Below are 25,795 nucleotides of genomic sequence, written 5' to 3'. Positions count from 1 at the left end.
TGCCGCATTCACGGTCAAATTAATTGTAACTTCCTCAGTTTGCGGCCATTCTTTTGGTATGCAACGCGGTTTCACAGTTATCTCAGGCGCTGTTTTGCTGGCCTTTACAACAGCCTGCGGGCCCTTGCCGGTCTACTACAAGCAAGGGGCAGAGGTGTCGCGCCTGCAAAGTGACGAACTGGCCTGCGCGACCCGGGCGCTGAAAGACGCCCCGGTCGCCAATGAGATCCGTCAGCATCCGCCGGTTTTCCACCCCGGCCGGCAGGTCTGCCACAACGGCAACTGCCACTATTACCCCGGCTACTGGTCCGAAGGCAGCATCTACACCGTCGATGTCAACAAGCCCCTGCGCCAGCGGCTGGAAACATCCTGCATGGCCTCAAAGGGCTATCAGCAGATTGCGCTGAAGCGCTGCACCCGCAGCAGTGCCGGCAGCCCGCTTGGGCCGCGGCTGGCACCGCTCAGCGAAGCATCCTGCGCGCAGCGCAACCGCGATGGCAGCACCGTCATCCGCAGCGGCGGCTGAGCCTCCGGCTGTGATCAGCCGCTCCGCGGCAGGACATTTTTGATTTGCGGCCTAAGTTCAAGTAAGCTGAACGCCAATTGTTTTTTGACCAGTATTCTCAAAAGAGAAAGGTACCCGATGCGGATACATTTCCTGTTTGCCGCGCTGCCTGTGGCGGCTGTTACCGCAGCCTGTGAACCGACAGCTCCGATTGCCCCGCCGCCAGCAGCGGCGCCTGCACCGGCGGCAGCACCTGCCAGCTACAGCACCCAGGCAACGCGCCCGGCGCCCGCACCGGCCCCCGCTTCAACAGCCCCTGTTTCTCCTCCTGCGTCCACTACGACAGTTCCTGAGGAAAAAACAATCGGGCCTCCCAAGGGCGGCGGTGCTGGAGGTGGCGGCGGCGGTGGCGGCTGGGGCTGAACCCGGACAAAACCATGACAGCCCATTCCCCCATCTCTTCCGCGCTTGCGGCTCTCACCCTCTCCTGTGCAGGGATGCTGCCTGCGGCCGCGCAGGCAGCCTATGAAACCCGCGAAGGCAGCGCCGCTCCCGAAACCGCCATTGTGATCGGCATACAGGACTACGACCACGTCAGCGATCTGACCAACACCCGCAAAGACGCCGAGGCGATGGCAGAGATGCTCAAGACCTTCGGCTATACCGTCTATGAGGGGTACGATCTGGACAAGCGCGGGTTCGAGGCGCTGCTGCGGCAGGCGGCGCTCAACATCCGCGAAGGCAGCCAAGTGTTCTTCTACTACGCCGGCCACGGCATTCAGCTGGGACGGCGCAATTATTTGCTGACCAGCGATGCCGAGCTTACGGGCATTCACGACCTGCCCTTCCAATCGGTCACCCTCGACCGGGTATCCGCCATTCTGGGTGGCAAGGCCGGCAGCCAGATCCTGATGCTCGATTCCTGCCGCGACAACCCGGTGCCGCAAGCCAAGCTCAACGCCGAGGTCGGTGCCCAGCTTTATGAAGCGCGCGAAGGCTTTGACGTGTTCCGCCCGCCGCTCAACACGCTGGTGGCCTTTTCCACCTCCCCCGGTGCCACCGCGCTGGATGGGGAGCCCGGCAGCAACAGCCCCTATACGGCCTCTGTTGTGCGGCATTTCCCGGACAACCCGGAGGAGGACGCAATGACCGTCCTGGCGGCCATCCGCAGCGATGTCTACAGCGCCACCGGCAATACGCAGGTGCCGTGGGAAAGCTCCACCCTGATGCAAAAGATCTATCTGCGCCCCGCGGAACGGTCTTTGAATGTTGCCTCGGCCAGTACGAGCACCGCAACAGAAACCGTGGCCGCCAGTCTTGACCAGATCCCGGCGGAACTGTCCGTCAAGGTGCCGCTGGGCCGGGCGCTGGAGCTTGGGCCTGAAATCAGCCCCTATGTTCAGGCAGGCACAACTGTTTCGATCGTCGAAAACTCATCTGCCGGTGTCACATCGCTGCAATCCGGCGATGGCCGCGCGCTCAGCGTCAGCTATGCGCCCAAGCTGACGGAGCTGCCCGCCCGCCAGGATGGCGGCCAGGTCCGCAGGGACCGGATGGTGCTGCGGCTGGCACAGGCAGATACCGTACGTGACGTAACCGTCAATCTCGAGATGATTGCCCGCCAATGCGACCTGGAGGCCGGAGATCTGCTGGACCTGCAGGGCGTTGGCCTGTTCCGCTACCCCAATGAAATCGACCTCGAGGCGGCAGAGGCCGCCTGCCGGGAGGCAGTTCAGGCCGCGCCGGACCTTGGCCGCCTGCATTACCAGCTTGGCCGCGCGCTGCAAGGCCAGGGCCGCCTGATGGAAGCCTATGAAACCTTTGAAAAGGCCGTGGAACTGGGCCATGTCCGCGCCTACAACGCGGTGGCCTATTTGCATGTCACGCAGAATGTGGACCGCGAGACGGTGCCGATCCCCTATGATCCTGACAGGGCGTTTGCGCTTTGGGACAAGGGCATTGAGGCCGGCGACCCCTTTTCGATGCATGCACGCGGCAAACGGCTCCTGCGCAAGAGCAGCACGCCTGAGGAAAAACAGCGCGGCTACGACCTGCTGAGCCGTGCAGTGGAGCTTGGCCATACCTACTCGATGAACGAGCTTGGCTATTTTTTCCTGTGGAGCGGTGATGAGCTGGCGCAGCCGGAGCGCGGGCTGACCTACCTGGAGGCCTCTGCCGGGCGCGGCGACATCTATGGCACTGCCAATCTTGGCTACGTCTACCGCGATGGCGGCGCCGGCAAACCGGTGGACAAGGAAAAGGCCCGCGCGCTGTTTGCCGAGGCCGCCCAGCTTGGCCATCCGCATGCCCCGGGTGAGATCGGCCGGATGATCATGAACGGCGATCTGCCCGGCAGCGATGCCGCCGAGGCGCTGGAATGGTACGACATGGGGCTGGCCCGCGGTGACGCCTGGGGCGGTGCCAATGGCGCCTGGGTGGCGCTGAACCGGCTGTCCGACCGCGTCCCGTCCCATGCCGCCGCCGCCCGCGCCGGCAAGGCGATGGCCCTGAATGACCCGGACGCAAGGGCCGCCGCACGGGATCTGCTGGCGGGAATGACCGCGGCTGACATCGCCGCCGCCACCCAGTCCGTGCTGCGCGGGCTCGGGTCAGGCATTGCCGTTGACGGCCAGTTCGGCCCGGCCTCGCGCCGGGAACTGGCAGATTGGGCCCGCAAGGCGGGATTGCCCGCAACAGTGCCCGAGGATGCCGTTGACCAGTTACGGCTGGCAGCCCAGGTTCATTTTGCCCTGAACCCGATCCGCCAGGACCTGTTCTGACCGCACAAGCGCCCGGCTGAATCCGGGCGCGCGCAGCCTTTTTTTAGGCCTGCCTTTTCAGGCCTCTTCTTCCTCGTTCTCCACATGCGCCACCCGGGCGCCCGCCTTGTTGGATGTCACCACCCCCAGCGATTTCAGCTTGCGGTGCAGCGCCGAGCGCTCCATCCCGACAAAGGACGCCGTCCTGCTGATATTGCCGCCAAAGCGGTTGATCTGGGTCAGCAGGTACTCGCGCTCGAATGCCTCCCGCGCCTCGCGCAGCGGCAGTGTCGCCAGCGCGCCGGACAGCACCACCCGGCCCTCCTCCTGCGGCTTTTCTTCCTCGCGCGGCAGATCCTTGGCCTCGATCGGGCCGCTGCCGTCGCCCAGGATCAGCACCCGCTCCACCAGGTTCTTGAGCTGGCGCACGTTGCCCGGCCACAGCATGGTCTGCATCAGCGCCACCGCTTCATCCGTCAGCTCGCGCAGCGGCAGGCCCTGGGCCTCGTTGAACTGGGCGATGAAATGGCCGGCCAGCAGCGGAATATCCTCACGCCGGTCCGCCAGCGACGGCACTGCCACCGGCACCACGTTCAGGCGGTGATACAGCTCCTGCCGGAACGTGCCCGCCTCGATCTCCCCCTCAAGATCCTTGTTGGTGGAGGAGACCACCCGCAGGTCCACCTTGATCTTGTCCGAACCGCCGACCCGCTGGAACTGCTGATCCACCAGCACCCGCAGGATCTTGGACTGGGTGCCCAGCGGCATGTCGGCGACCTCGTCGAAGAACACCACGCCGCCATGGGCCTGTTCCAGCAGTCCCGGCTCGACCCCGCGTTCAGCAGTCTCCCGGCCGAACAGCACCTCTTCCATCCGGTCCGGTTCAATGCTGGCGCAGTTCACCGTGATGAACGGCGCAGAGGCACGGTTCGAATTGGCGTGGATATAGCGGGCCGCAATCTCTTTACCGCTGCCCGCCGGGCCGGTCAGCATCACCCGGCCATTGGATTTTGTCACCTTGTCGAGCTGGCCGGTCAGCGTGCGGAACGCCGCGGAGGTGCCGATCATCTCTGCCGGACCGGTGTCCTTGCGTTTCAGATCCGTATTCTCCCGGCGCAGGCGTGAGGTCTCCATCGCGCGCCGGATCACCACCATCAGCTGGTCGATGTTGAACGGCTTCTCGATGAAGTCGTAAGCCCCCTGCTTGATTGCAGCGACCGCAATTTCGATGTTGCCGTGGCCGGAGATGATCACCACCGGAATATCCGGTGTGTCGCGCTTCACCGCCTTGAGGATGTCGATCCCGTCCATCTGGCTGTCCTTCAGCCAGATATCCAGGATCATCAGGGCGGGCTGGGCCGCCTCCAGCTGAGCCATGCATTCGTCGGAACTGCCCGCCTTGCGGGTGGCATAGCCCTCGTCCTCCAGGATGTCCGAGACCAGTTCGCGGATGTCGCGCTCATCATCTACAATCAGAATGTCACTCATGTCAGACCTGCTTTCACTGTGCTCTTGTTAGGCGCCGCCGCTGATTTGGCTGCGGCGGGCAGGCGGATCACCGCCATTGCGCCGTTATGCGCGTGTCCCTCAAACACCGGGGCGTCTTCCAGCGTCAGCGTGCCCCCGTGCTCCTCGATTATTTTCTTGACGATCGGCAGCCCCAGCCCGGTGCCCGCATCCCGCGTGGTCACATAAGGCTCAAACAACCGCGCCCGGTCCTCCGGCAGACCGATGCCATTGTCAGCAATCCGGACCTCATAGGCATTGCCTGCTTGTTGCGCAGACACACGGATTTCCGGCACCAGCCCCTCCGGGGCGCCTTTTTGCTGCAGGCTTTCAATAGCTTCGCCTGCGTTCTTGATCAGATTGGTCAATGCCTGGCCAATCATGGTGGCGTCCAGATCCGAGGGCATCTCTGCCTGGGGCAGATCCGCTGTGATCCGGACATCCGGCTGGCCCTGCTGCTGCAGGATCACCGCATCCCGCACCAGCTTCACCAGATCCTCCTCGCGCCGTTCCGGTTCCGGCATGCGGGCGAACTTCGAAAACTCATCGACAATCCTGCGCAGATCATTGGTCTGGCGCACGATCACATCCGTCATGGATTGCAGCTGGTCGCTGTTCTCCTCGCCCAGCTTGGGAGCGAACTTGCGCTTGATGCGCTCCGCGCTCAGCTGGATCGGGGTCAGCGGGTTCTTGATCTCATGCGCGATACGGCGGGCCACATCACCCCAGGCCGCCATCCGCTGGGCGCTGACCAGATCGGTCACGTCATCAAAGGCCACCACATAGCCTTCCAGCCCGCCCTCCTCTGAGCGCCGCGGCGACATCCGGACCAGCAGGTTTTCCAGCTGCCCCTGGCGGGTCACCTTGATTTCTTCCTGCACCACCTCAGCGCCAGTCTCGATCAGCTCCGCAAAAAGCGGCCCGAATTCCGGCACCGCAACAGCCAGGGCCAGCGATTGCTGATCCTCCTGCCAGTCCAGCAGCCGTTCGGCAGAGCGGTTCACAAAGGTCACCCGGCCATCGGCATCAAGGCCAACCACGCCGGAGGTCACAGAGGACAGCACAGAGTCAAACAGCCGCCGCCGCCGCTCAATCTGGCGGGTGTTGTCGATCAGCCGCCCGTGCTGCGCCTTGAGCTCCCGCGTCATCTGGTTGAAATACGCTCCCAATTGGGAGATCTCGTCGCCGCCGTCGTCAATTGGCACCTGCACGTCCAGATTGCCGGCCCCGACCCTCTGGGCGGCCACGGTCAGCCGCCCGACCGGACGCGACAGCCGCTCTGCAAACCACATCCCCAGCCACATCGCCGCCAGGATCAGGATCACAGCAAACCCGATGTAAAGCAGCGCAAATTCAAACAGCACCCGCCCCCGCTCGCTTTCCAGCTGCTGATACAGATGCGCGGTTTCCTGGGTATCATCCAGCAGGTTCAGCAGTTCGCCATCCACATCGCGGCTGATGTACAGAAACCGGTCAACAAAGGCGTCCAGCCGTACCAGCGCGCGGAACTCGCTGTTGTTCCAGTCCTCGATCAGCAGCAGTCCTTCCTCGCGGGCGGCGCTGATCTGCCGGTCATTGGGCTTTTCGAAGTCGAATTCATAAGACCGCTCGCCGCGGGCGCGGATCAGGCCTGCGCTGTCAACGATATAGGCCTCGCGCAGGCCGCGCTGAACCTGCAACTGACCCTGTGCCAGCACCAGCCGCAATTCGGCGTCATTGATGAAGAAACTGCGCGACCGGCTGCTGTCGAGGTACCGCGCCAGCGCACGGGCGTCCTCGGTCAGATCTCCCTTCTGCTGTGCCTGATAGGCTTCTGCAGCCTCCAGCGAGCTGCCGATCACCTGACGCACCCGCTGCGAGAACCAGCCCTCAAGACCCACATTGACCGTGAGCACCGCAAAAACCGCAACAATCACGGTGGGGATCAGCGCAAGGAAACCAAAGGCCCCGATCAGCCGCAAGTGCAGCCGGGAGCCTGCCGACTTGGAGCGCCGCGCCGCAAACAGCCGGAGGATCTGGGCCATCACCAGGGCGGCAATGGTCAGGATGTAAACCAGATCGGCCAGCAGGATCAGCCGCAGCGACCTGGATGAGGCGCCCTGCCCGAACGGGCCGATAATGAGGAAGGTTGCCAAGGCAAGGACCGGCCCCAGCAGAACCAAGCCGATGGTGCCGATATTGCGCGCCCGGCGGGTTCTCCGCCAGCGGTCCAAGGCCGCAAACGGCCCGTATGCCGCCCTCAGATGTGACTTATGCGCCACTTACTGCCCTCATCCTGATGTGCGACTCTTTGCGAGTCACCGCCATATCTCGTGGCCCTGCCTAGGAAATTCACAACAAGGCCACATTTCTGTGGCGATATTACATCAGTTTGCGGCGGCGTGTCACCTCAATATCCAGATCGGTTATCTTCTTACGCAGGGTATTCCGGTTGATCCCCAGCAAATCCGCGCATTTTGCCTGGTTGCCGCCAGTTGCCGCCAGGGCGATTTCAATCAGCGGCGTCTCCACTTCGCGCAGCAGCCGCATGTACAGGCCCGGCGGCGGCAGCATGTCGCCGTGCAGGTCGAAATACCGCTGCAAATGCCGGCCCACAGCCTCTGACAGCTTCTCGTTGGCAAACCCTGCCGCTGCGGGCTGCGGCCCGGTTTGCGGCCCCAGAACAGCCTCGGCATCCGCTTGGGTGATCTCCTCGCTGCGCGACGTCAACGCCAGACGGCGGACGGTGTTTTCCAGCTGCCGCACGTTGCCTGGCCAGGCAAACCGGCGCAGCACCTCCCGCACCGCTTCGCTCAGTTCACGGTGCGGCGCGCCGTCATTCTCGGCCTTGATCAGGAAGTGCTCCGCCAGCAGCGGAATATCTTCCACCCGCTCCCGCAGCGCCGGGACATGCAGCTCCGAACCGCAGATCCGGTAAAAAAGATCCTGGCGCAGATCGCCGTTTTCCATCGCCTTGGCCAGATCCTTCTGGCTGGACGCAATGAACCGCGGCGCGTGATCGCCGGGCACATCCATCATCCGCACCAGCCGCGCCTGCGCTTCCTCCGGCAGGTCTGCCAGTTCATCAATAACCAGGGTGCCGCCCTTCACTTGCGCCAGCAGCCGCGACGGGCCTTCCAGCGCAATCAGATCCGCCGCATCCGCATGCACAAACGGCAAGGTCCGCCGGTCCGAAAAATCATGTATTGCCTGCACGATCAGCGACTTGCCGGTGCCGCTTTCGCCGGTAACCAGCAGCGGCAGGTCAGTGTTCATAACCCGTGCAATCAGCCGGTACAGCGTCTGCATCACTTCGCTGCGGCCAATCAAGGGCAGCTCTTCGGGGCGTTCCTTTGCGTCGGAGCGCGGCGCCGCCGCCACCCGCTTGGCCGAAAGCGCCTTGGCAGTGCGTTTCATCAACTCCGGCAGATCAAACGGCTTGGGCAGATAGTCATAGGCCTCCGCCTCCTCTGCCTTAATCGCCGTCATGATGGTGTTTTGCGCCGAAATCACGATCACCGGCAGCCCGGGCCGGTCGGCCTGGATCTTGGGCAGCATCTCCAGCCCGTTCCCGTCCGGCATCATCACGTCCGAGATCACAACATCGCCCTTGCCCTCGCCCACCCAGCGCATCAGCGTCGTGAGTGAAGAGGTCGCATGCACTTTGCAGCCCGCGCGGGTCAGCGCCTGGGTCAGAACGGTGCGGATGGTGCGGTCGTCGTCAGCGACCAGAACGGTGCCGTCCATGGATCAGCTCTCCTGCGGTTTTGCATCACGCGGCACGCGCGACAGCGACAGCCGGAACACCGTGCGCCCGGGAACCGAGCTTACGGAAATCCAGCCATTATGCTCCGAGACGATCTTGCTCACCAAAGCAAGGCCCAGCCCGGTGCCGTTCTCCCGGCCCGAAACAAACGGGTCGAAAATGTCGTCCTTGATCTTGTCCGGCAGCCCCGGCCCATCATCGGTGATCTCGATCTGCAGGGGCAGCAGCTTGCCGGTTCCGTCACTGCGGCGCAGCCGGAAGGAATGCTCATAGAAGGTGCGGATATGAATATTTCCGCCTTTTTGATCAGCAGCTTCCGAGGCGTTCTTCAACAAGTTCAGCACCACCTGCAGCAGCTGATCCGCATCGCCCCAGGCCATCGGCAAGGAGGGGTCGTATTCCTCTGTGATGGTCATATGGGCGCCAAACCCCAACAGCGCCGAGCGCCGCGCCCGGTCCAGCACATCGTGCAGGTTCACCGGCTTGAAATCCGGCTCGGTCAGGTTGCCGAACTGCTCCACCTGCTCCAGCAGTTTCACGATGCGGCGGCTTTCGCTGACGATCAGGTCAGTCAGCTCCAGATCTTCCGGTCCCAGCCCCATGCTCAAGAGCTGCGCCGCTCCGGTGATGCCCGCCAGCGGGTTCTTGATTTCATGCGCCAGCATCTCTGCCATGCCGATGGCAGAGGCGGCAGCGGATTTGGCGGAATGGGTTTGGGTCATCCGCCCGGCCAGCTCCCGCGGGGTGACCATCAGCAGCATTACCCCGTCCTGCCCCTGCAGCGGCGCGATCTGCACCCCGCATTGGAGCGGCGCCCGGCTGCCGGAGCCGACGTCGATGTCGTTCACGAACAGCGGCGTGCTTTGCACCCTTGCCCGGGCAAAGGCCTCCTCAATCGGCGCGTCGATGGCCAGGGTGTCCCAGACCGGCTGCCCCAGCAGCGCCTTGCGCGAAGTGTTGAGGAACCCCTCACCGGCCGCGTTCACATCGGCGATCTTGTCCCAGGCGTCGATCAGAAAGGCCGGCACCGGCAAAGAGGCCCAGAGGGCAGCGCTGTCCATCATGCGGCGGCCTCCGGGACTGTGGCGCTCAGTGCCTCCGGCAGCAGCGCCAGCACGTCCGCCGGGTTTTTCTCTGTCAGCACTGCACGCCGCATGGCCGGGCCGGTTCCGGCCTCATCCATGTACCAGCCCAGATGCTTGCGCGCGACGCGCACCCCCAGGTCCTGCCCGTAGAAGTCGAGCATTGCCCGGTAATGTTCTGAAACCATTTGTATAAAAGCATCACCTCGCGGCACGTCCGGCGCCGGTGTGCCCCACAGGTGATGCGCCACCTCCGCCAGCAGCCAGGGCTTTCCTTCAGCCCCGCGCCCGATCATCACGCCATCGGCGCCGGACTGCTCCAGCGCCTGCCGCGCAGTTGCCGTGTCTAAAATATCCCCATTGGCCAGCAGCGGCACGCTCACTGCGTCCTTCACCGCCCGGATCGCCGCCCAATCGGCGGAGCCCTTGTAGAACTGGCAGCGTGTGCGGCCGTGAATTGTCACCATCTGCACCCCGGCCTCGCAAGCGCGGCGCGCCACATCCGGTGCGTTCAGGCAGTGATCGTCCCATCCCAGCCGGGTCTTCAGCGTCACTGGCACATCCACGGCGCCGACCACAGCCTCGATCAGCCGCAGCGCGTGGTCGGGCGTTTTCAGCAGGGCCGAGCCGGAATAGCCGTTTGTCACCTTCTTGGCGGGGCAGCCCATGTTGATGTCGATGATCCGCGCGCCTTGGCCTGCAACCTGTTTCGCGGCCTCAGCAATCCAGTATTCGTCGCGCCCCGCCAGCTGCACCGCGGTGTTCTCCGCATCCGCGCTCAGCTCGGCCCGCTCGCGCACGCCCGGCTTGGCCTGCACCATCTCCTGGCTTGCCACCATCTCGCTCACCATCAGTCCCACGCCGAAGGAGCGGACCAGATCCCGGAACGGCCGGTCTGTGATTCCCGCCATCGGCGCCAGGGCGATGGGCGGGGACATGGAGGTGGTTCCAAGCGTGAAGGACACTTGCCTAATCCTTGTGCAACTGAGAGGTTTTTACCCGAAGCCTCTGCTATGCAGCAATGAATTGCGCCTCCGCAACCCACTCCTGGACTCCATTTGCCTATTTTTTAATCACATTCCGCCAGGTGATTGCCACTTCCTGCGCCACCTCATAAACAATGCGGGACCTATCGGACGAGGACCGCATGACCACAGCCGCCCTGATCGTCGCCGCCGGCCGCGGCACCCGCGCAGGCGGCGGCATGCCAAAACAATGGCGCGCACTCAAGGGCCGCCGGGTGATTGACTGGACGCTTGAAGCCTTTGCGAGTGCGGGCGTGGACCTGATTGCACTGGTCCTTTCCGCGGACGACAGCGCCGCCTGGGAAGAATTTTCCGGCTGCGCTGGCCTGATCCTCGCTAAAGGCGGTGCAGAGCGGGCAGCTTCTGTCCTGAACGGGCTGAAGGCGCTGGAGCCGTACGGTGTGGACAAGGTCCTGATCCACGATGCAGCCCGCCCCTGTGTCAGTCCCCCCCTCATTCACTGCATTCTCAATGCCCTGGACGAAACACCTGCCGCAGCCCCGGCGCTTGCGGTGACTGATGCTCTGTGGACCGGCGCGGATGGCGCCGTCACCGGCACCCAGGACCGCAACGGCCTGTTTGCCGCGCAGACGCCGCAGGGTTTCCGTTACCGGGACATTCTGGCGGCACATCTTGCCCACCCCGGCGGAGCCGCCGATGATGTCGAGGTTGCACGCGCTGCAGGGCTCGGCGTCCGCATTATCCCGGGTGAGCCGGACAATATCAAAATCACCCGCCCCGAAGACTTCACCCGGGCGGAACACATTCTGGGAGCAGACATGGATATCAGGCTTGGCAACGGCTACGACGTGCACCGCTTCGGCCCCGGCGACAGCGTGATCCTGTGCGGGGTGGAAATCCAGTACGAGAAAACCCTCCAGGGCCACTCCGACGCCGATGTCGGCATGCACGCCGTCACCGACGCCATCTATGGCGCGCTGGCACAGGGCGATATCGGCCAGCACTTCCCGCCGTCCGATCCGCAATGGAAAGGCGCCGCCAGCGAAATTTTCCTGCGCCACGCCGCCAATCTGGCGGGCGAGATGGGGTTCACCCTGTCGAACGTCGACTGCACCCTGGTCTGCGAATACCCCAAGGTCGGCCCCCACGCCGCCAAAATGCGTGCGGTGATGGCTGAAATCCTGGGAATCGGCGCAGACCGTGTGTCGATCAAGGCCACCACGTCGGAACGCCTCGGCTTCACCGGCCGCGGCGAAGGAATAGCCGCTATCGCCACGGCAGCATTGGTGAAGTCATGAAGAGACAACGCCTGGCCTTCCTGATCGGCACTGTCGGCGGCATCGGCTATCTGCGGCCTGCACCCGGCACCTGGGGCTCGCTTGCCGCTCTGCCCATGGCCTATGCGCTGCACCAGCTGGGCGGGTTCCTGCTGCTGGCACTGGCGACCGTGATCTGCATGATCGTCGGCGTCTGGGCAGCAGAGGCGATGACCCGCAACCGCGAGAACATGGACCCTTCGGAGTTTGTCCTGGACGAGGTCGCAGGCCAGTTCACCGCGCTCTGGGCCGTGTCCTACCCGGCCTGGGCGCATGATATCGAGATCACCGCGCTGTGGCCGGGCTGGATCGCTGCTTTTGTGCTCTTCCGCCTCTTTGACATCCTGAAGCCCGGTCCCGTCGGCTGGGCTGACCGGCAGAAGGGGGCGACCGGCGTGATGATGGACGACGTGATCGCGGGCATCCTGGCCGCCATCTGCGTTGCCGCACTGGCCTTCCTGTCGCACGGCGTCTTGGGGATGTGACCATGGACACGGGCGAACTGATCAGACGGGCAACCGCCGCCGGCATCACCATCGCCACGGCAGAGAGCTGCACCGGCGGCATGATTGCCGCTGCTCTGACGGACATCCCAGGCTCCTCTGCCGTGGTTGACCGCGGATTTGTCACCTATTCCAACGCGGCCAAGATGCAGATGCTGGGGGTGAAGGCGGAAACTCTGGACGCCGTGGGCGCGGTCAGCGAGGAGGTCGCCGCGGAAATGGCCGAAGGTGCGGTGCGGAACGCGGGTGTCACCCTGGCCGTCTCCGTCACCGGCATTGCAGGCCCCGGCGGCTCAGAATTCAAGCCAGAGGGCCGCGTCTGCTTTGGCCTGGCCTGCGCAGGCCGGCCCGCCACAACGGAAACCGTGGAATTCGGCGCCATTGGCAGGGCGAATGTCCGATCAGCCACCCGCGATCACGCGCTGGAGCTGCTGGCGCAGGCGATTTCCCAAATCGAACGCGAAACGGGCAGCTGACCCGCTGCGGCGCTCAATTTTTCAGCACTTGCAAAAAAGCCCCGTTTTTGTGCGCCTCCCGCGCCCCTGCCGCTTTTTTCTGCGCGCCGACTGCGCTTTCTCCTGACCTCACCGGTTTTTGAGGGGAAGGAACAATCGGATGAACGGAGCGGATACCGCATGGATCATTGTGGCCACGGCCCTGGTGCTCTTCATGACACTGCCAGGGCTGGCCCTGTTTTACGGCGGCCTGGTACGTGCCCGCAATGTGCTCAGCGTCTTCATGCATTGCTACGCCATTGCCTGTTTGATGAGCGTTCTGTGGCTGGCCTTCGGCTACACAATCGCCTTCGGAAGCGGCACTTCCGGCCTGTGGGGCGGTCTGGACAAGATGTTCCTGAACGGTGTGACGGCTGACAGCCTGTCCGGCACCCTGCCCGAAGTTCTGTTCTTTGCCTTCCAGATGACATTTGCCATCATCACGCCCGCGCTGATCGTCGGCGCCTATGTGGAGCGTGTGGGCTTTGGCTTCGTCCTCGTGTTCTCCGGCCTCTGGATGCTGTTGTGCTACGCGCCCGTGGTGCATTGGATCTGGGGCGGCGGCTTCCTGGCGGACGGCGGCATCTTCGGCGACGTGGGCGTCAAGGACTTTGCCGGCGGCATCGTGGTGCATGAAACCGCGGGCCTTGCTGCACTTATCATCGCCTTCTTCCTGGGCCCGCGCAAAAACCGCGCCATCCCGCCGCATAACCCCGGCTATGTGATGATCGGTGCCGCGATGCTGTGGGTCGGCTGGTTCGGCTTCAACGGCGGCTCCCAGCTGGCAGCAGACGGCGGCGCCGCTATGGCGCTGACCGTGACCCATATTTCTGCCGCAACCGCGTCGCTCAGCTGGGCGCTGTGGGAAAAGATCAAATACGGCAAGGCCTCCCTCGTGGGCCTGGTCACCGGCACCATTGCGGGCCTCGCCTCTATCACCCCGGCCTCCGGCTTTGTGGGCCCGATGGAAGCGCTGATCATCGGCGCCATCGCAGGCGTGCTGTGCCAGGAGATGGTCAATCTGGTGCGCAACAAGATGCAAATCGACGACACGCTTGATGTGTTCGCGGTACATGGCGTCGGCGGCATCTTCGGCACCATCATGATCGCCGTCTTCGGTGCCGGTGCCTGGGCCGCGCAGCTGGGCGCGCTGGTGATCGTCGGCATCTTCACCGTGGTTGTGACCATCGCACTGGTGAAGATCTCCGCTTTGATCACATCCCTGCGCGTGGATCTTGAAAGCGAGACCAATGGCCTCGATCTTTCTATCCACGGTGAGCGCGCATACGACATGAACAGCTGACCCCGGCTATGACGAATGCCGCCACTCACGGCAGACGGTGCCATTTTGCACCGGACGGGTCCCCTCGGGGACCCGTTTTCTGTTTCAGGTCAAGGGAGTTAGCAGCCAGGCCTGTTCCAGCGTGTTGCAGCGTTCTCCGATCCGGCCATCCGCAGCGCGTTTCTCGATCAGACTGATTTCATGGCTGCCTTGATAGAGCATATTCACGGCTGATCCCGGCACCGAAAAAGGCGGCCCGTCCATCAGGGACTGGTCATAGTCGAACCCGATCAGCAGTTGTTTCGCGGTGCCTGTGATCTGGTTCAGATGCGCGGCGTAAGCCATTCTGTCTTCCGCTTTCACCGCGACAAGCGCAGCCCGGTCATAGACAGCATCAACCGCGCCAAGATGCCCTGGGGAAAGAGCAAAGAAGTCGCCTGCGTAGAGGGTCAGCTCACCTGACTGATAGCAGGTCAAACCGTCAGCCCGCGTGACGTCCGGTGTCAGCCCCTGCCGGGCAAACACCTCCTCCACCGCACCCTGGCTGAACTCCACGCCGGCCACGCGCAACCCCTGTGACAGCAGCCAGTCCAGATCCAGCGCCTTGCCGCACAGCGGTAAGAACACGCTTTGGCCTGTCTGCATTCCAAGCCGGGCAAAATGCTTGGTCAGCAAAGAGTTGGGCGCCGCTTCATGAAACCCGATGCGGTTCTCGCGCCACCGCGCCTGCCAGAATTCCTGCTCCATTGCGGGAGACTCCTTCCGTGGGAAATACCGTACTAAGCCGCTGATACGACTTGAAGCCCGCTTGAGGTCAAGCGGTGTCTCGCCCCGCAGAGAGTCAGCCGTACAACTCTGCCGCCCGGCGCTCAAAGGCCCGCACGATCCGCTGCATCGCCTCGTTGAAGACCACACCGATAATCCCCTGCAGCACCGCGTTCTTGAACTCGAAATCAACAAAAAAGTCGACGTCGCAGCTGCCGTCCTCGCGCGGGGTGAAAATCCAGTGGGATTTCATGTAGCGGAACGGGCCGTCCAGATACTCGGTATCGATTTTTCTCTCGCCAGGGTAAAGAGTTACCCGGCTGCCGAACCGTTCGCGGAACACCTTGAAGGAGATCACCAGATCCGCCTCCATCACCTCGGCCTCGCCCATCGGCGCACGGCTGCGGATACGGGCCGCAGCGCACCACGGCAGGAATTTGGGGTACTGCGCGACGTCGGCCACCAGATCGTACATCTGCTGTGCCGAATAGGGCATCTGGCGGGTTTCCGAGTGTGTGGGCATCTGTCCGCTGATTTTCTGCTACAATTATCGGGCGTGATGTCCTATGTACGCGCGGGAAATTCAAGGGGGCAGCCATGACACAGCGTCCATATGTCATTGATGTGATGATCTCGGCCAAGGCAATCGCCGCGCGGATCGAGGAGCTTTGCGAGGAAATCCAGAAGGAATTCGGCGATACCGACAAGCTGGTCGTGGTCGGCCTCTTGCGCGGCAGTTTCGTGTTCATCGCCGATCTGGTGCGCGAGCTGGATCTGCCGATCGAGGTCGATTTCCTGGAGGCGTCGTCCTATGGCGACGCCATGGAGAGCAGCCGGGAAGTACGCATTCTCAAGGACTTGCGCGGCGCCATTGAAGGGCGCGACGTGCTGGTCGTGGAGGATATCGTCGACACCGGCCACACGCTGAACCATGTCACGCATTTGCTGCAAAGCCGCAATCCGGCGCGGCTGAAATCCATTGCGCTTCTGGACAAGCCGTCGCGGCGCGAGGTGGATTTCCGCTCTGACTGGGTCGGCTTTGAAATCCCGGACGAATTTGTCGTCGGCTATGGCATCGACTATGCGCAGCGCAACCGCAACCTGCCGCATATCGGCAAGGTGCGGTTCACCGACGAGGGCTGAGCCGGCCAAAACCCGGGGGTGACATGCGTGCACCACCTGTACACCACCTGTCCACCACCTGTGCACCCCCCGGTGCAGCCTGCCGCGGTGCTTGTGCAAAACTGCCACAAACAGCGATAAACACAGCGTAATCGGGAACCGGCGGTCCTCCGCCGGTTCCACCTCGGCGGGCGGCGCATTCCGGCGCAACGGATTTGCCTTTCGCCGCCACCTGCCCCATGTGATTGGCAAACGCAGCGATCACAGGAGATCCGCCATGCAAAAGTTTCTGACCGCCGCCGCAGCCGCGGCTTTGACTCTGACCCTCGCCCCCGCAGCCAGCCATGCGGGGCCGCCGAAATGGGCCCCCGGGCACAGCAACAGCGCCGCCCATTATGCGCCGGGCCAGGTGAAGAAACGGCACCACCGCAAGCACAGCCACGATCATGACCATGATCACGACCGGTACGACGGCCGCATTCGCGGGGACGACTGGGTCTACATTGACGACTACGGCCGCTGGGGCCTGAACCCGCCGCGCGACGGGCACCGCTATGTGCGCCAGGGCGACAAGATCTTTGAGGTCGTCAAAGACACGCTGGCCATCATCGGCGCAGTGGCCGTTGTTGATGCGCTGGTGAACTGACGCTCAGCCCAGCAGGGTTCTGACAGCTTGCAGAATGATCCCGGCTCCGGCCGGGATCGCTGCGTCCGGGAAATCGAAATCCGGGTTGTGCAGCTGCGGCTGCGCCTCCCCGGAGCCCAGCCAGAACATCGCCGCTTTGGCCTGTTTGCCGAATTGGCCAAAGTCTTCGGACCAGCGCTGGGGATAGTCCCTCATCTGCGCCGGGTTGCCTGCCGCTGTACAGGCGGCCTGCAACATCTCCACCGCCTCCGGGTGGTTGGTGCAGGCGTCAAACACATCATCAAATTCGATGGAAAACCCCAGCCCCTCCGCTGCGCAGACCTGCTCCACCGATGCAGTGGCATCTGCAACGAGCTGATCCATCCGGGGATCCGTCACGGTGCGCAGGGTGGCCCAGACCTCGCCCTCGCCGGGGGCGATGCCAAAGGTCGCTTCACCCAGCCGGGCATGGGTCAGGGTGACTAGGGCGAAATCCGGCCCCAGATCACCGCCGCCACCCAAAGCCGCCAGACCCGGCAGCAATTGCGCGATGGCCCCGGCGGGCGACAAGCCGTCCTGCGGCGCGGCGGCGTGGGATGTTTTGCCGGTCAGCCTGATGCGCATCCCGCGGGAAGCGCAATTGGCAGCGCCGGAGCACAACGCAACCTGCCCCACCGGCAGCCCCGGCAGGTTGTGCAGCGAGAAAGCGTGGTCCGGAGCGATCTGCTGAAAGGCAGGATCCGCAATCACTGCCGCGGCTCCCTTGCCGGTTTCCTCGGCGGGCTGGAACAGCAGAACGGCGCGGCCCTTTGCCGGGCGCTGCGCCGACAGATCCTCTGCCAGCGCCGCTACCATCGTCATATGGCCGTCGTGGCCGCACAGGTGCCCTCGGCCCGCGTGGGTGGAGCGATAAGGCTGGTCCGACAGTTCCTCAATCGGCAACCCGTCCAGCTCGCAGCGGATCAGGACGGTAGGGCCTTCCGCCCTGCCCTCATAAACCGCAGCAACACCGTGGCCGCCAAGGCCGGTCAGCAGCTGATCGGGGCAATGCCCGCGCAGATAGTCCGCCACCATGGCGGCGGTCTTTTCCTCAGCGCCGGAGACTTCGGGGATCTGATGCAGGGCGTGGCGCAGCGTTGTCAGCCGCGCCAGACGCTCAGGCGTCATGCCAGGCCCAGCTTCTTGTTGCGGGCTTCGCGCAGGCGGGCGAAATCGTCGCCGGCATGGTAGGAGGATCGGGTCAGCGGTGTTGCCGAGACCATCAGAAAACCCTTGCCATAGGCGGCTTTTTCATAGGTCTTGAACTCTTCAGGCGTCACAAAGCGGTCCACCGCGTGGTGCTTGGGCGTCGGCTGCAGGTACTGGCCGATGGTCAGGAAATCGATATCCGCGGCGCGCATGTCGTCCATCACCTGCTTCACCGCCTGCGCATCCTCGCCCAGGCCGACCATGATGCCGGATTTGGTGAACATCGACGGGTCCAGCTCCTTGACCCGCTGCAAGAGGCGCAGGGAGTGGAAATAGCGCGCACCGGCGCGAACCTCAGGGTACAGGCCCGGAACGGTTTCCAGATTGTGGTTGAAGACATCCGGGCGCGCCTCAACGACCGTTTCCAGCACCGAGGGATCGCATTTCAGGAAATCCGGGGTCAGGATTTCAATGGTGGTGTTCGGGCTGCGGTGGCGCACCGCGCGGATGGTCTGGGCAAAATGCTCGGCGCCGCCGTCCTCGATATCGTCGCGGTCCACAGAGGTGATCACCACGTGGTTCAGACCCAGCTTTTCGACCGCATGGGCGACACGGCCCGGCTCAAACGCATCCAGCGCCTCAGGCGGCTTGCCGGTGGCGATGTTGCAGAAGGAACAGGCGCGGGTGCAGACCTCCCCCATGATCATCATGGTGGCGTGGCCCTGGCTCCAGCATTCGCCGACGTTGGGGCAGCCCGCTTCCTCGCAGACCGTGGTCAGCTTGTTGTCGCGCATGATCTTGTGGGTTTCGGCATAACCTTTGCCGCCCGGCGCCTTGACCCGGATCCAGCTTGGCTTCTTGGGCTGAGCGTTGTCGGGACGATGCGCCTTTTCGGGGTGGCGCTGCTCCGGGATCTTAAGGTCTCTCACGTGGGTTTCCCTTCCGGCCTTTGGCGTTCTGAGCGGGTTTAACATAGCTGATCTGGCTTGGCACGGGCATATCGTCAACCCCGCCTTGCCGCCTTGTCATGGCTCAAACACTGCAAATGTGCCGTTTTTCTTTGCCAAAGCGGCGCAGCGGGACACATAATTCCCGCAAGCAAGCAGACTTCAACGCAGATCATTCAGGGAGGGACGCATGGCCAAGGAACTGGAGAAATTCAAGGCAGAGGCCAAGAAGCTGGCTGCCGGCACCAGGAAATTCACCACCGCCGAGGGGGACAAGCTGAAGAAGCGGATCGGGATTTCGCTGGGCAACGCCTGGGAGGGCGAGGATTTCTTCCGCGAAAGCCTGGCCAAGGCGCGCGAAAACGGGGTGAAATCCGAGAAACTGGCCGATTTCCAGAAGGACAAGAGTTTCAAGGACGGGCTGACCACCTGGAACAAGGCCGTGGACATCCTTCAGGGCGACGTCGACGAGATGAAGGCCTTCTGCGCCGATGCCACGGCGCATATGGCCAAGCAGCAGAATCTCCTGAAGGACATCGAGAAGGATCTGAAGAAACGGTCAAAATCCTCTGCCTCCAAAAAGGACATCGAGACGCTGCAGGGGGAACTGGAGAAGGAGATTGCCGCGGTCAGGAAGGCGTCCGAATATGAGGGCAAGCTGAATGCGGCGCAGAAGCTTTACGCGGCGAATTTCCAGAAGAAGGTGAACGCCATCCTGAAGGAAAAGCCGGACAGCCATGACAAGAAGAAGGACGCGACAGAGCTGCCGCAGATACTGGTGGACCGGAATCTCAAGAAATTCACCAATCAGGCCGGCGCGCTGGTGAAGGCGATCAACGCCCATTGCAGCGCGGCCATCGACGCGGCGGGCGAGGATTTGAAGGCGGCAGCGCCGGAATTGAAGGCAGCCGCCGCAAAGTACAAGGATCTGAAGAAGATCAACGACCAGTACCAGCAAGTGAAGAAGAAGTTCCCCGGCGCAATCGAGGATTCCAAGGACAAGAAAAAGCTTCTTGAGACAATCAAGAAACTCGACAACGCCACAGACGCGATGGAGCGCAAGATCCGCGGCACCACGGTCACGATCAAGAAGGCTGCGGTATAACGTCCCGCACCGGGGCGAACATGCCGTTCTCGCGCGGTTTTCCGGCGCCGTACCGCTGCCTGTGCGGACAGGCGCAGGAAACCTGCGCGCATTTCACAGGGACGTGTTGAAGCCTGCTTAGAATCATTTTAAGCCTGCCCGCCGAATGACATCCGCAATCAGGAGCAAGCTGAAATGAAAGCTGGCGTTAAGCTGCCCGACGTGACCTTCCACACCCGTGTCCGCGACGAAGCGATCGAGGGCCCGAACCCGTTCCGCTGGGAAGACAAGACCACCGCTGACTACTTTGCAGGCAAGCGTGTTGTGCTGTTCTCGCTGCCCGGCGCCTTCACCCCGACCTGCTCCACCTACCAGCTGCCGGGTTTTGAAAAAGGCTTTGCCGGTTTCCAGGCCGAGGGCATCGACGCGATCTACTGCATGTCCGTGAACGACAGCTTCGTGATGAACGCCTGGGCGCGTGCGCAGGAGCTGGAAAACGTGGAAGTGATCCCGGACGGCTCCGGTGAGTTCACCCGCAAGATGGGCATGCTGGTCGCCAAGGACAACCTGGGCTTCGGCAACCGCTCCTGGCGCTATGCTGCCATCGTCAACGATGGCGTGGTCGAAGCATGGTTCGAAGAGCCGGGCCTCTCGGACAACCACGGCGAAGACCCCTATGGCGTCTCCTCCCCGGAGACCGTGCTGAAGCACCTGAAAGAAGCCAAGGCAGAAGTCGCAGCCTAAGCTGCACTGCCAGATCAGGCATTCGAACGGGTCCGCGCTGCGGGCCCGTTTTCTTTTGCGGCTCGGCCCGGCTCAGCCGATCATCTCTTCCTGCTGCGGGCAGGTCTCGCCATAGAAGTCCGCAAGATGCTGCAGGGCGATGCGCAGTACCACCTTGCCGGATCTGGCAGGCCAGCCGAGATTGCGCTCTGCGGTTTCCAGCCCTTCCAGATGGCAGCAGCAGCGCAGCGCGATGTCGCTGAGCCCTGCCCCCAGTTTCTGCAGCGCCTCTGTCATCCGCTGATGCGCTGCTGCAGCGGCCTGATGGCTGGTGCTGCGCATGGGGTGGCTGCCTTGTGCAAAATACATCTCCTCCTGCACCAGGTGGCTGCTGATCTGCGCCAGCTCGAAATCCTCGCGCAGCCGCCGCCCGGCGCGCACCATCGGCTGGGTCAGGAAGGACTTGCCGTCCTTGTCCAGCAGCCGGGCCAGCATCTCCAGCGGGGTTTCAGCCCCGCTGTAGCGGGACTTGCGCCCCAATCCCCCGGCCTCTCCCGCATCCGGTGCCTCAAACGGTGTCTGCACTTCGGCAAACCCGCCCTCCAGCCTGGCGCGGGCGCGGTTTTCCTGATCGGCGATGATCCGGTTCAGCGCCGCGCGGCCGGCTGCGGTGATCGCGTAGCGGCTGATCCGGCCCTTGCGCGAGCAGGCAATCCAGCCGGTCAGCGCCAGCGCGCCGGCCAAGGGCCGCGACACCGCCACCTTGTGCCCGTCGGTCTCCTGGCCTTCGCGCACCACAACAGCCATTTCCATGCCTTCGGCGGCAGCCAGAACCGCGCCGCCGCGGCTGAGCAGGGTCAGCACACTGGCCGCCTCCCGCTCGAACCCCGACCGCAGGCTGCGGCTTGCAGCGGTTGGCTTGTCTTCCGGGCGCGGTTTCGCCGTGGCCTTTTTATAGCGTCCGGCCAGATAGGTCAGAACCTCATCAATCAGCGGATCATCCCGCAGGATCTCGACCCGCCGGACCTGGCGCAGGATGGTGGAGGGATGGCAGCCCGCCTTACGGGCCAGCTGCCGGATCGGGCGGCCTGCCTCGGTGTGCTGAAGGTAGCGGCAGGTTTCCAGCGGCACCCAGCCTGGAAAGGGTGCCTGAGTCATATTTTGCATTCGTAACCCCCGGTCGTGAGCCAGGCTGCCGGGTCAGCCGCACTCAAAGGTGCCTGCGGCCTGTCCCTTTACGCCCGGCTGAAGTTGGACAAAAGCGCGGATCGGACATCATTGTTTCCAGAAAAAAAATAATCATCACAAAACGGACCGTTCGCCGGTCGCCCCCTTTCCGCAACACCACCTGGAGTTGTGTTTTAGCAGAGCCAGATCCGAGATAGGAAAGGAGACGGTCATGCAGGATGTTATCAGCCGCGTTTCGTTGCTCCGGCGCCCGGGGATTCTGGCGCGGGCGGCCCGGTTAGGGGCCCGGAATTACTGCCGCAAACGCGACCTGCGGCGCATTCTGGGTTACGGTGAGGTGCCCAAGCCTGCTGCCGCCGTGATGCGCCTGCTGGAACTGGAGGACGCCCTGAACACCGCCCGCCAGGCGGGCGAGGCAGGGTATTCGATGATCCGCCATGTGGATGTGCTGATTGCGCTGGCGGGCGAAGCCGCCTCCTTGAAGGCACGATCACAAGCAAGAACGGCGGCCCCGCGGGACCGCCGTTTTGCTGCGGCAGAGGGTGCATCCCCCTGCCCCTGATTTTCCGGCTCGCGCTTACATGAAAGCGTCGGGCATGGAGGCCTTCTTCTCGGCCACATATTCGTCCAGCGCCAACTTGATGGACGGATCCAGCGCGGGCTGCTCATAGGTGGCCAGCAGCTTGTCGACGCGGCTTTCCGCCAGCGCATAGGTGTCTCGCGCGCCCTCTTCTTCCCACTGCTCGAACGGTTTGTAGTCGAGCAGATCGGACTTCCAGAAGGCCGCTTTGAAGTTCGCCTGGGTGTGGGCGCAGCCAAGGTAGTGGCCGCCGGGGCCAACTTCGCGGATGGCGTCCATCGCCTGGCCGTTCTCGTCCACGGAAATACCCTTGGCGAGGCCATGCAGCGCGCCCAGCTGGTCAGCGTCCATCACGAACTTCTCGAAGTCGGCAACCAGGCCGCCCTCGAGCCAGCCGCAGGAGTGCAGCATGAAGTTCACACCGGACATCAGGCCCATGTTGAGCGAGTTGGCGGTTTCATAAGCCGCCTGCGCATCCGGCAGCTTGGAGCCGCAGAAGGAGCCGGCAGAGCGGAACGGCACGCCCAGGCGGCGGGCCAGCTGGCCTGCGCCATAGGTGACCAGCGACGCTTCGGGGGTGCCGAAGGTCGGGGCGCCGGAGTTCATGTCGATCGAGGACACAAAGGCGCCGAAGATCGCAGGCGCGCCGGGGCGGCACAGCTGGTTGTAGGCGATACCGGCCAGAACCTCAGCCAGCACCTGCGTGAGGGTGCCTGCCACCGACACCGGCGCCATGGCGCCGCCGACGATGAACGGCGAGATGATGCAGGCCTGGTTGTTCTGGGCATAAACCTCAAGCGAGCCCATCATCACGTCGTCGAAAGTCATCGGCGAGTTGATGTTGGTGAGCGAGGTCATCACGGTGTTGTTCTGCACGAACTCCTTGCCGAACAGGATGCCCGCCATGTCGACGGAGTCCTGGGCGCGGCTGGGTTCGGTGACAGAGCCCATGAACGGCTTGTCGCTGAGGGTCATATGCGCCATCAGCATGTCAAGGTGGCGCTTGTTCACCGGAATGTCGGTCGGTTCGCAAACGGTGCCGCCGGAGTGGTGCAGCCATTTGGACATATAGGCCAGCTTCACGAACTTGTTGAAGTCGTCCATGGTCGCATAGCGGCGGCCGCCGCTGCGGGTGCGCACGAAGGGCGGGCCATAGACCGGTGCCAGAACCAGATTGCGGCCGCCGATGACAACCGATTTCTCGGGGTTGCGGGCGTGCTGGGTGAACTCGGCCGGTGCGGTTTCGCACAGCTTGCGGGCCAGGCCGCGGGGAATGCGCACGCGCTCGCCCTGGACATCGGCACCTGCCTCGCGCCAGCGCTGCAGCGCCGCCGGGTTGTCGACGAAATTGACGCCGACCTCTTCCAGGATCGTGTCCGCGTTGTACTCGATGATCTCCAGCGCTTCCTCGTTCAGAATCTCGAAGTTCGGAATGTTGCGCTCGATGTACTTGGCGGTTTCGATCTTGACGCTGGTGCGCTCGGCGCGGCGGGCGGCACCGCCGCCGGAACCGCGGGCACGACGGCGCGGGGCTGCTTCTGTCATGGTTTATCCTCACCACAGGCATTTCATTGCGAAGGGTATTATAGCCCTCGCGCGCGCCGCCGCCGCAGGATTGCGGCCATTCAAGTTGAAAAGCGACATTGCCGCTGCAATTTCCACCGCGGCGGTGGACTTTGGCATACCTTTTGCGGCCCGGACGGCGGTCTGCCGTTAAATAGCGCCCGCTGCCCCGCAGATCGGCCAAACCCCCTTGCGGAAAACGCGTTCCTGCCCTATGGCGCGTGCATGACAGAGACATCCCATGACCGCCTTCTCATCATCGACTTTGGCAGCCAGGTCACGCAGCTGATTGCGCGCCGCCTGCGCGAGCTGAACGTCTATTGCGAAATCCACCCCTATCAGAATGTCACTATGGACTTTGTGCGCGAGCTGGCGCCCAAGGCGGTGATCTTCTCCGGCGGGCCGGACAGCGTGACCCGCGAGGGCAGCCCCCGGGCGCCGCAGGAAATTTTCAACTATGGCGTGCCGATCCTGGGCATCTGCTATGGCCAGCAGGTGATGATGCACCAGCTGGGCGGCACAGTGGAAAGCGGCCACGGCACCGCCGAATTCGGACGCGCCTATGTGACCCCCACGGTGGAAACGCCGCCGCTGCTGGAAGGCTGGTTTGCAAATGACGCCGACCGCGAACAAGTCTGGATGTCGCACGGCGACCACGTGAGCAAGATCGCACCGGGGTTCGAAGTCTACGGCACCTCCCCCAACGCGCCTTATGCCATTACCGCAGATGTCTCCCGCAGTTTCTATGCGGTGCAGTTCCACCCGGAGGTGCATCACACCCCTAACGGCGCCAAGCTTTATGAGAACTTCGTGCGCCTGGCCGGTTTCAGCGGCGATTGGACCATGGGCGCCTACCGCGAGCAGATGATCGAGAAGATCCGCGAGCAGGTCGGCGACAAGAAGGTGATCTGCGGATTGTCCGGCGGTGTGGATTCGTCCGTCGCCGCGATCCTGATCCACGAGGCAATCGGCGACCAGCTGACCTGCGTGTTTGTGGACCACGGGTTGCTGCGCAAGAACGAGGCGGAAGAAGTCGTCTCGATGTTCCGCGACAACTACAACATCCAGCTGATCCACGCGGATGAGAGCGATCTGTTCCTGGGCGAGTTGGACGGGCAAAGCGACCCGGAAACCAAGCGCAAGATCATCGGCAAGCTGTTCATCGACGTGTTCCAGAAACACGCCGACACCATCGACGGCGCCGAGTTCCTGGCACAGGGCACCCTGTATCCGGATGTGATCGAATCCGTGTCGTTCTCGGGCGGCCCCTCCGTCACCATCAAGAGCCACCACAATGTGGGTGGCCTGCCGGAGAAGATGGGCCTGAAGCTGGTCGAGCCGCTGCGCGAGCTGTTCAAGGACGAGGTCCGCGCTTTGGGCCGCGAACTGGGCCTGCCGCAGAGCTTCATCGGCCGCCACCCCTTCCCCGGACCGGGCCTGGCGATCCGCTGCCCCGGCGAGATCACCCGCGAGAAGCTGGAGATCCTGCGCGAGGCGGATGCGATCTATATCGACCAGATCCGCAAGCACGGCCTCTATGATGAGATCTGGCAGGCCTTCGTGGCCATCCTGCCTGTCCGCACCGTTGGCGTGATGGGCGACGGCCGCACCTATGACTACGCCTGTGCACTCCGCGCGGTGACCTCGGTTGATGGCATGACGGCGGATTACTACCCGTTCAGCCACGAGTTCCTGGGCGAAACCGCCACAAGGATCATCAACGAGGTGAAAGGCATCAACCGCTGCACCTATGACATCACCTCGAAGCCTCCAGGCACCATCGAGTGGGAATGATCAGATTTTAGAGAGCCCCGGCCGGATTGGCCGGGGTT

23 protein-coding genes are annotated in these 25,795 nt (G+C 63.3%); 12 read left to right on the top strand and 11 right to left on the bottom strand.

The genetic code is table 11. The features are described from left to right. Nucleotides 1-58: 58 nt before the first annotated feature. Together K3725_RS07810 and K3725_RS07805 are read left to right on the top strand one after the other, a co-directional pair. A complete protein-coding gene (locus tag K3725_RS07810) occupies nt 59-526 on the top strand; it encodes a hypothetical protein (protein ID WP_260018226.1) in 468 nt (155 codons plus the stop codon). Nucleotides 527-942: 416 nt separating this feature from the next. Next, nucleotides 943-3,285, top strand: coding sequence for a caspase family protein (locus tag K3725_RS07805; protein ID WP_260018225.1), 2,343 nt, complete (start codon nt 943-945; stop codon nt 3,283-3,285). A 57-nt stretch (nt 3,286-3,342) separates the two neighbouring features. Here the strand turns inward: K3725_RS07805 and K3725_RS07800 are convergent, their stop codons facing one another. The 5 genes from K3725_RS07800 to dusB form a co-directional block, all read right to left on the bottom strand. Next, nucleotides 3,343-4,752 carry a sigma-54 dependent transcriptional regulator gene (locus tag K3725_RS07800; RefSeq protein WP_260018224.1) on the bottom strand — a complete coding sequence of 470 codons (1,410 nt, stop codon included), beginning with the start codon at nt 4,750-4,752 and terminating at the stop codon, nt 3,343-3,345. Further along, complete coding sequence (locus K3725_RS07795) at nt 4,749-7,031, bottom strand: PAS domain-containing sensor histidine kinase (RefSeq protein ID WP_260018223.1); 2,283 nt, start codon at nt 7,029-7,031, stop codon at nt 4,749-4,751. Before K3725_RS07795 ends, K3725_RS07800 begins: the two co-directional genes overlap by 4 nt. 100 nt (nt 7,032-7,131) lie before the next feature. Then, the gene (locus K3725_RS07790) at nt 7,132-8,496 is read right to left on the bottom strand and encodes a sigma-54 dependent transcriptional regulator (protein WP_260018222.1); all 1,365 of its coding nucleotides are present in this window, start codon (nt 8,494-8,496) and stop codon (nt 7,132-7,134) included. A 3-nt stretch (nt 8,497-8,499) separates the two neighbouring features. Further along, nucleotides 8,500-9,579, bottom strand: a complete 1,080-nt coding sequence (locus K3725_RS07785; RefSeq protein ID WP_260018221.1) for a nitrogen regulation protein NR(II) — start codon at nt 9,577-9,579, stop codon at nt 8,500-8,502. Continuing rightward, entirely contained in the window at nt 9,576-10,562 is a 987-nt protein-coding gene (gene dusB, locus K3725_RS07780; protein ID WP_260018220.1) for a tRNA dihydrouridine synthase DusB, read from the bottom strand. The genes K3725_RS07785 and dusB overlap by 4 nt, the downstream gene beginning before the upstream one ends. 182 nt (nt 10,563-10,744) lie before the next feature. Between dusB and K3725_RS07775 the strand changes: the two genes are divergently transcribed. The 4 genes from K3725_RS07775 to K3725_RS07760 all read left to right on the top strand — a co-directional run bounded on the left by K3725_RS07775 (nt 10,745) and on the right by K3725_RS07760 (nt 14,199). Beyond that, complete coding sequence (locus K3725_RS07775; RefSeq protein WP_260018584.1) at nt 10,745-11,881, top strand: bifunctional 2-C-methyl-D-erythritol 4-phosphate cytidylyltransferase/2-C-methyl-D-erythritol 2,4-cyclodiphosphate synthase; 1,137 nt, start codon at nt 10,745-10,747, stop codon at nt 11,879-11,881. Beyond that, nucleotides 11,878-12,384 (top strand): phosphatidylglycerophosphatase A, encoded by a 507-nt coding sequence (locus tag K3725_RS07770; RefSeq protein ID WP_260018219.1) that lies wholly within the window; start codon nt 11,878-11,880, stop codon nt 12,382-12,384. The genes K3725_RS07775 and K3725_RS07770 overlap by 4 nt, the downstream gene beginning before the upstream one ends. A gap of 2 nt (nt 12,385-12,386) precedes the next feature. Next, nucleotides 12,387-12,878, top strand: a complete 492-nt coding sequence (locus K3725_RS07765; protein ID WP_260018218.1) for a CinA family protein — start codon at nt 12,387-12,389, stop codon at nt 12,876-12,878. 139 nt (nt 12,879-13,017) lie between these two features. Continuing rightward, nucleotides 13,018-14,199: an ammonium transporter gene (locus tag K3725_RS07760; RefSeq protein ID WP_260018217.1), complete on the top strand. Its 1,182-nt coding sequence runs from the start codon at nt 13,018-13,020 to the stop codon at nt 14,197-14,199. 84 nt (nt 14,200-14,283) lie between these two features. Here K3725_RS07760 and tmpT read toward each other — a convergent pair whose 3' ends face one another. Then, entirely contained in the window at nt 14,284-14,925 is a 642-nt protein-coding gene (gene tmpT / locus K3725_RS07755; protein WP_260018216.1) for a thiopurine S-methyltransferase, read from the bottom strand. 94 nt (nt 14,926-15,019) lie between these two features. Continuing rightward, entirely contained in the window at nt 15,020-15,466 is a 447-nt protein-coding gene (locus K3725_RS07750) for a type II toxin-antitoxin system RatA family toxin (protein ID WP_065267326.1), read from the bottom strand. Between the two features lie 74 nt (nt 15,467-15,540). On the opposite strand from K3725_RS07750, the gene hpt reads away from it, so the two are divergent. Together hpt and K3725_RS07740 are read left to right on the top strand one after the other, a co-directional pair. Further along, nucleotides 15,541-16,086 carry a hypoxanthine phosphoribosyltransferase gene (gene hpt / locus K3725_RS07745; RefSeq protein ID WP_260018215.1) on the top strand — a complete coding sequence of 182 codons (546 nt, stop codon included), beginning with the start codon at nt 15,541-15,543 and terminating at the stop codon, nt 16,084-16,086. 256 nt (nt 16,087-16,342) lie between these two features. Then, nucleotides 16,343-16,711, top strand: a complete 369-nt coding sequence (locus tag K3725_RS07740; RefSeq protein ID WP_260018214.1) for an RcnB family protein — start codon at nt 16,343-16,345, stop codon at nt 16,709-16,711. 3 nt (nt 16,712-16,714) lie between these two features. Here K3725_RS07740 and K3725_RS07735 read toward each other — a convergent pair whose 3' ends face one another. Together K3725_RS07735 and lipA are read right to left on the bottom strand one after the other, a co-directional pair. Further along, complete coding sequence (locus K3725_RS07735) at nt 16,715-17,857, bottom strand: amidohydrolase (RefSeq protein WP_260018213.1); 1,143 nt, start codon at nt 17,855-17,857, stop codon at nt 16,715-16,717. Next, nucleotides 17,854-18,807, bottom strand: a complete 954-nt coding sequence (gene lipA, locus K3725_RS07730) for a lipoyl synthase (RefSeq protein WP_260018212.1) — start codon at nt 18,805-18,807, stop codon at nt 17,854-17,856. The genes K3725_RS07735 and lipA overlap by 4 nt, the downstream gene beginning before the upstream one ends. Nucleotides 18,808-19,015: 208 nt before the next feature. Here lipA and K3725_RS07725 point away from each other — a divergent pair, with 208 nt between their 5' ends. Both K3725_RS07725 and K3725_RS07720 read left to right on the top strand, forming a co-directional pair. Then, entirely contained in the window at nt 19,016-19,930 is a 915-nt protein-coding gene (locus tag K3725_RS07725) for a hypothetical protein (protein WP_260018211.1), read from the top strand. 174 nt (nt 19,931-20,104) lie between these two features. After that, the gene (locus K3725_RS07720) at nt 20,105-20,653 is read left to right on the top strand and encodes a peroxiredoxin (RefSeq protein ID WP_260018210.1); all 549 of its coding nucleotides are present in this window, start codon (nt 20,105-20,107) and stop codon (nt 20,651-20,653) included. A gap of 72 nt (nt 20,654-20,725) precedes the next feature. Here the strand turns inward: K3725_RS07720 and K3725_RS07715 are convergent, their stop codons facing one another. Beyond that, nucleotides 20,726-21,799 (bottom strand): helix-turn-helix domain-containing protein, encoded by a 1,074-nt coding sequence (locus K3725_RS07715; RefSeq protein ID WP_260018209.1) that lies wholly within the window; start codon nt 21,797-21,799, stop codon nt 20,726-20,728. A gap of 232 nt (nt 21,800-22,031) precedes the next feature. Between K3725_RS07715 and K3725_RS07710 the strand changes: the two genes are divergently transcribed. Further along, entirely contained in the window at nt 22,032-22,382 is a 351-nt protein-coding gene (locus K3725_RS07710; RefSeq protein ID WP_260018208.1) for a DUF6477 family protein, read from the top strand. A 15-nt stretch (nt 22,383-22,397) separates the two neighbouring features. Here the strand turns inward: K3725_RS07710 and K3725_RS07705 are convergent, their stop codons facing one another. After that, nucleotides 22,398-23,945, bottom strand: a complete 1,548-nt coding sequence (locus K3725_RS07705) for a trimethylamine methyltransferase family protein (RefSeq protein WP_260018207.1) — start codon at nt 23,943-23,945, stop codon at nt 22,398-22,400. A 243-nt stretch (nt 23,946-24,188) separates the two neighbouring features. Between K3725_RS07705 and guaA the strand changes: the two genes are divergently transcribed. Next, nucleotides 24,189-25,757 carry a glutamine-hydrolyzing GMP synthase gene (guaA, locus tag K3725_RS07700; RefSeq protein WP_260018206.1) on the top strand — a complete coding sequence of 523 codons (1,569 nt, stop codon included), beginning with the start codon at nt 24,189-24,191 and terminating at the stop codon, nt 25,755-25,757. Nucleotides 25,758-25,795: the final 38 nt, after the last annotated feature.

The organism is Leisingera sp. S132, from assembly GCF_025144465.1.
Taxonomy (GTDB): Bacteria; Pseudomonadota; Alphaproteobacteria; order Rhodobacterales; family Rhodobacteraceae; genus Leisingera.
This window is presented reverse-complemented; position numbering and strand designations above follow the sequence as displayed.

Coding starts and splice junctions, on each gene's coding strand:
- K3725_RS07740 (WP_260018214.1), top strand. CDS start 16,343: ATGCAAAAGTTTCTGACCGCCGCCGCAGCCGCGGCTTTGACTCTGACC.
- K3725_RS07710 (WP_260018208.1), top strand. CDS start 22,032: ATGCAGGATGTTATCAGCCGCGTTTCGTTGCTCCGGCGCCCGGGGATT.
- K3725_RS07785 (WP_260018221.1), bottom strand. CDS start 9,579: ATGATGGACAGCGCTGCCCTCTGGGCCTCTTTGCCGGTGCCGGCCTTT.
- K3725_RS07725 (WP_260018211.1), top strand. CDS start 19,016: ATGGCCAAGGAACTGGAGAAATTCAAGGCAGAGGCCAAGAAGCTGGCT.
- hpt (WP_260018215.1), top strand. CDS start 15,541: ATGACACAGCGTCCATATGTCATTGATGTGATGATCTCGGCCAAGGCA.
- K3725_RS07720 (WP_260018210.1), top strand. CDS start 20,105: ATGAAAGCTGGCGTTAAGCTGCCCGACGTGACCTTCCACACCCGTGTC.
- tmpT (WP_260018216.1), bottom strand. CDS start 14,925: ATGGAGCAGGAATTCTGGCAGGCGCGGTGGCGCGAGAACCGCATCGGG.
- K3725_RS07765 (WP_260018218.1), top strand. CDS start 12,387: ATGGACACGGGCGAACTGATCAGACGGGCAACCGCCGCCGGCATCACC.
- K3725_RS07735 (WP_260018213.1), bottom strand. CDS start 17,857: ATGACGCCTGAGCGTCTGGCGCGGCTGACAACGCTGCGCCACGCCCTG.
- K3725_RS07760 (WP_260018217.1), top strand. CDS start 13,018: ATGAACGGAGCGGATACCGCATGGATCATTGTGGCCACGGCCCTGGTG.
- K3725_RS07705 (WP_260018207.1), bottom strand. CDS start 23,945: ATGACAGAAGCAGCCCCGCGCCGTCGTGCCCGCGGTTCCGGCGGCGGT.
- K3725_RS07805 (WP_260018225.1), top strand. CDS start 943: ATGACAGCCCATTCCCCCATCTCTTCCGCGCTTGCGGCTCTCACCCTC.
- K3725_RS07770 (WP_260018219.1), top strand. CDS start 11,878: ATGAAGAGACAACGCCTGGCCTTCCTGATCGGCACTGTCGGCGGCATC.
- K3725_RS07750 (WP_065267326.1), bottom strand. CDS start 15,466: ATGCCCACACACTCGGAAACCCGCCAGATGCCCTATTCGGCACAGCAG.
- K3725_RS07715 (WP_260018209.1), bottom strand. CDS start 21,799: ATGCAAAATATGACTCAGGCACCCTTTCCAGGCTGGGTGCCGCTGGAA.
- guaA (WP_260018206.1), top strand. CDS start 24,189: ATGACAGAGACATCCCATGACCGCCTTCTCATCATCGACTTTGGCAGC.
- K3725_RS07775 (WP_260018584.1), top strand. CDS start 10,745: ATGACCACAGCCGCCCTGATCGTCGCCGCCGGCCGCGGCACCCGCGCA.
- K3725_RS07810 (WP_260018226.1), top strand. CDS start 59: ATGCAACGCGGTTTCACAGTTATCTCAGGCGCTGTTTTGCTGGCCTTT.
- K3725_RS07790 (WP_260018222.1), bottom strand. CDS start 8,496: ATGGACGGCACCGTTCTGGTCGCTGACGACGACCGCACCATCCGCACC.
- K3725_RS07800 (WP_260018224.1), bottom strand. CDS start 4,752: ATGAGTGACATTCTGATTGTAGATGATGAGCGCGACATCCGCGAACTG.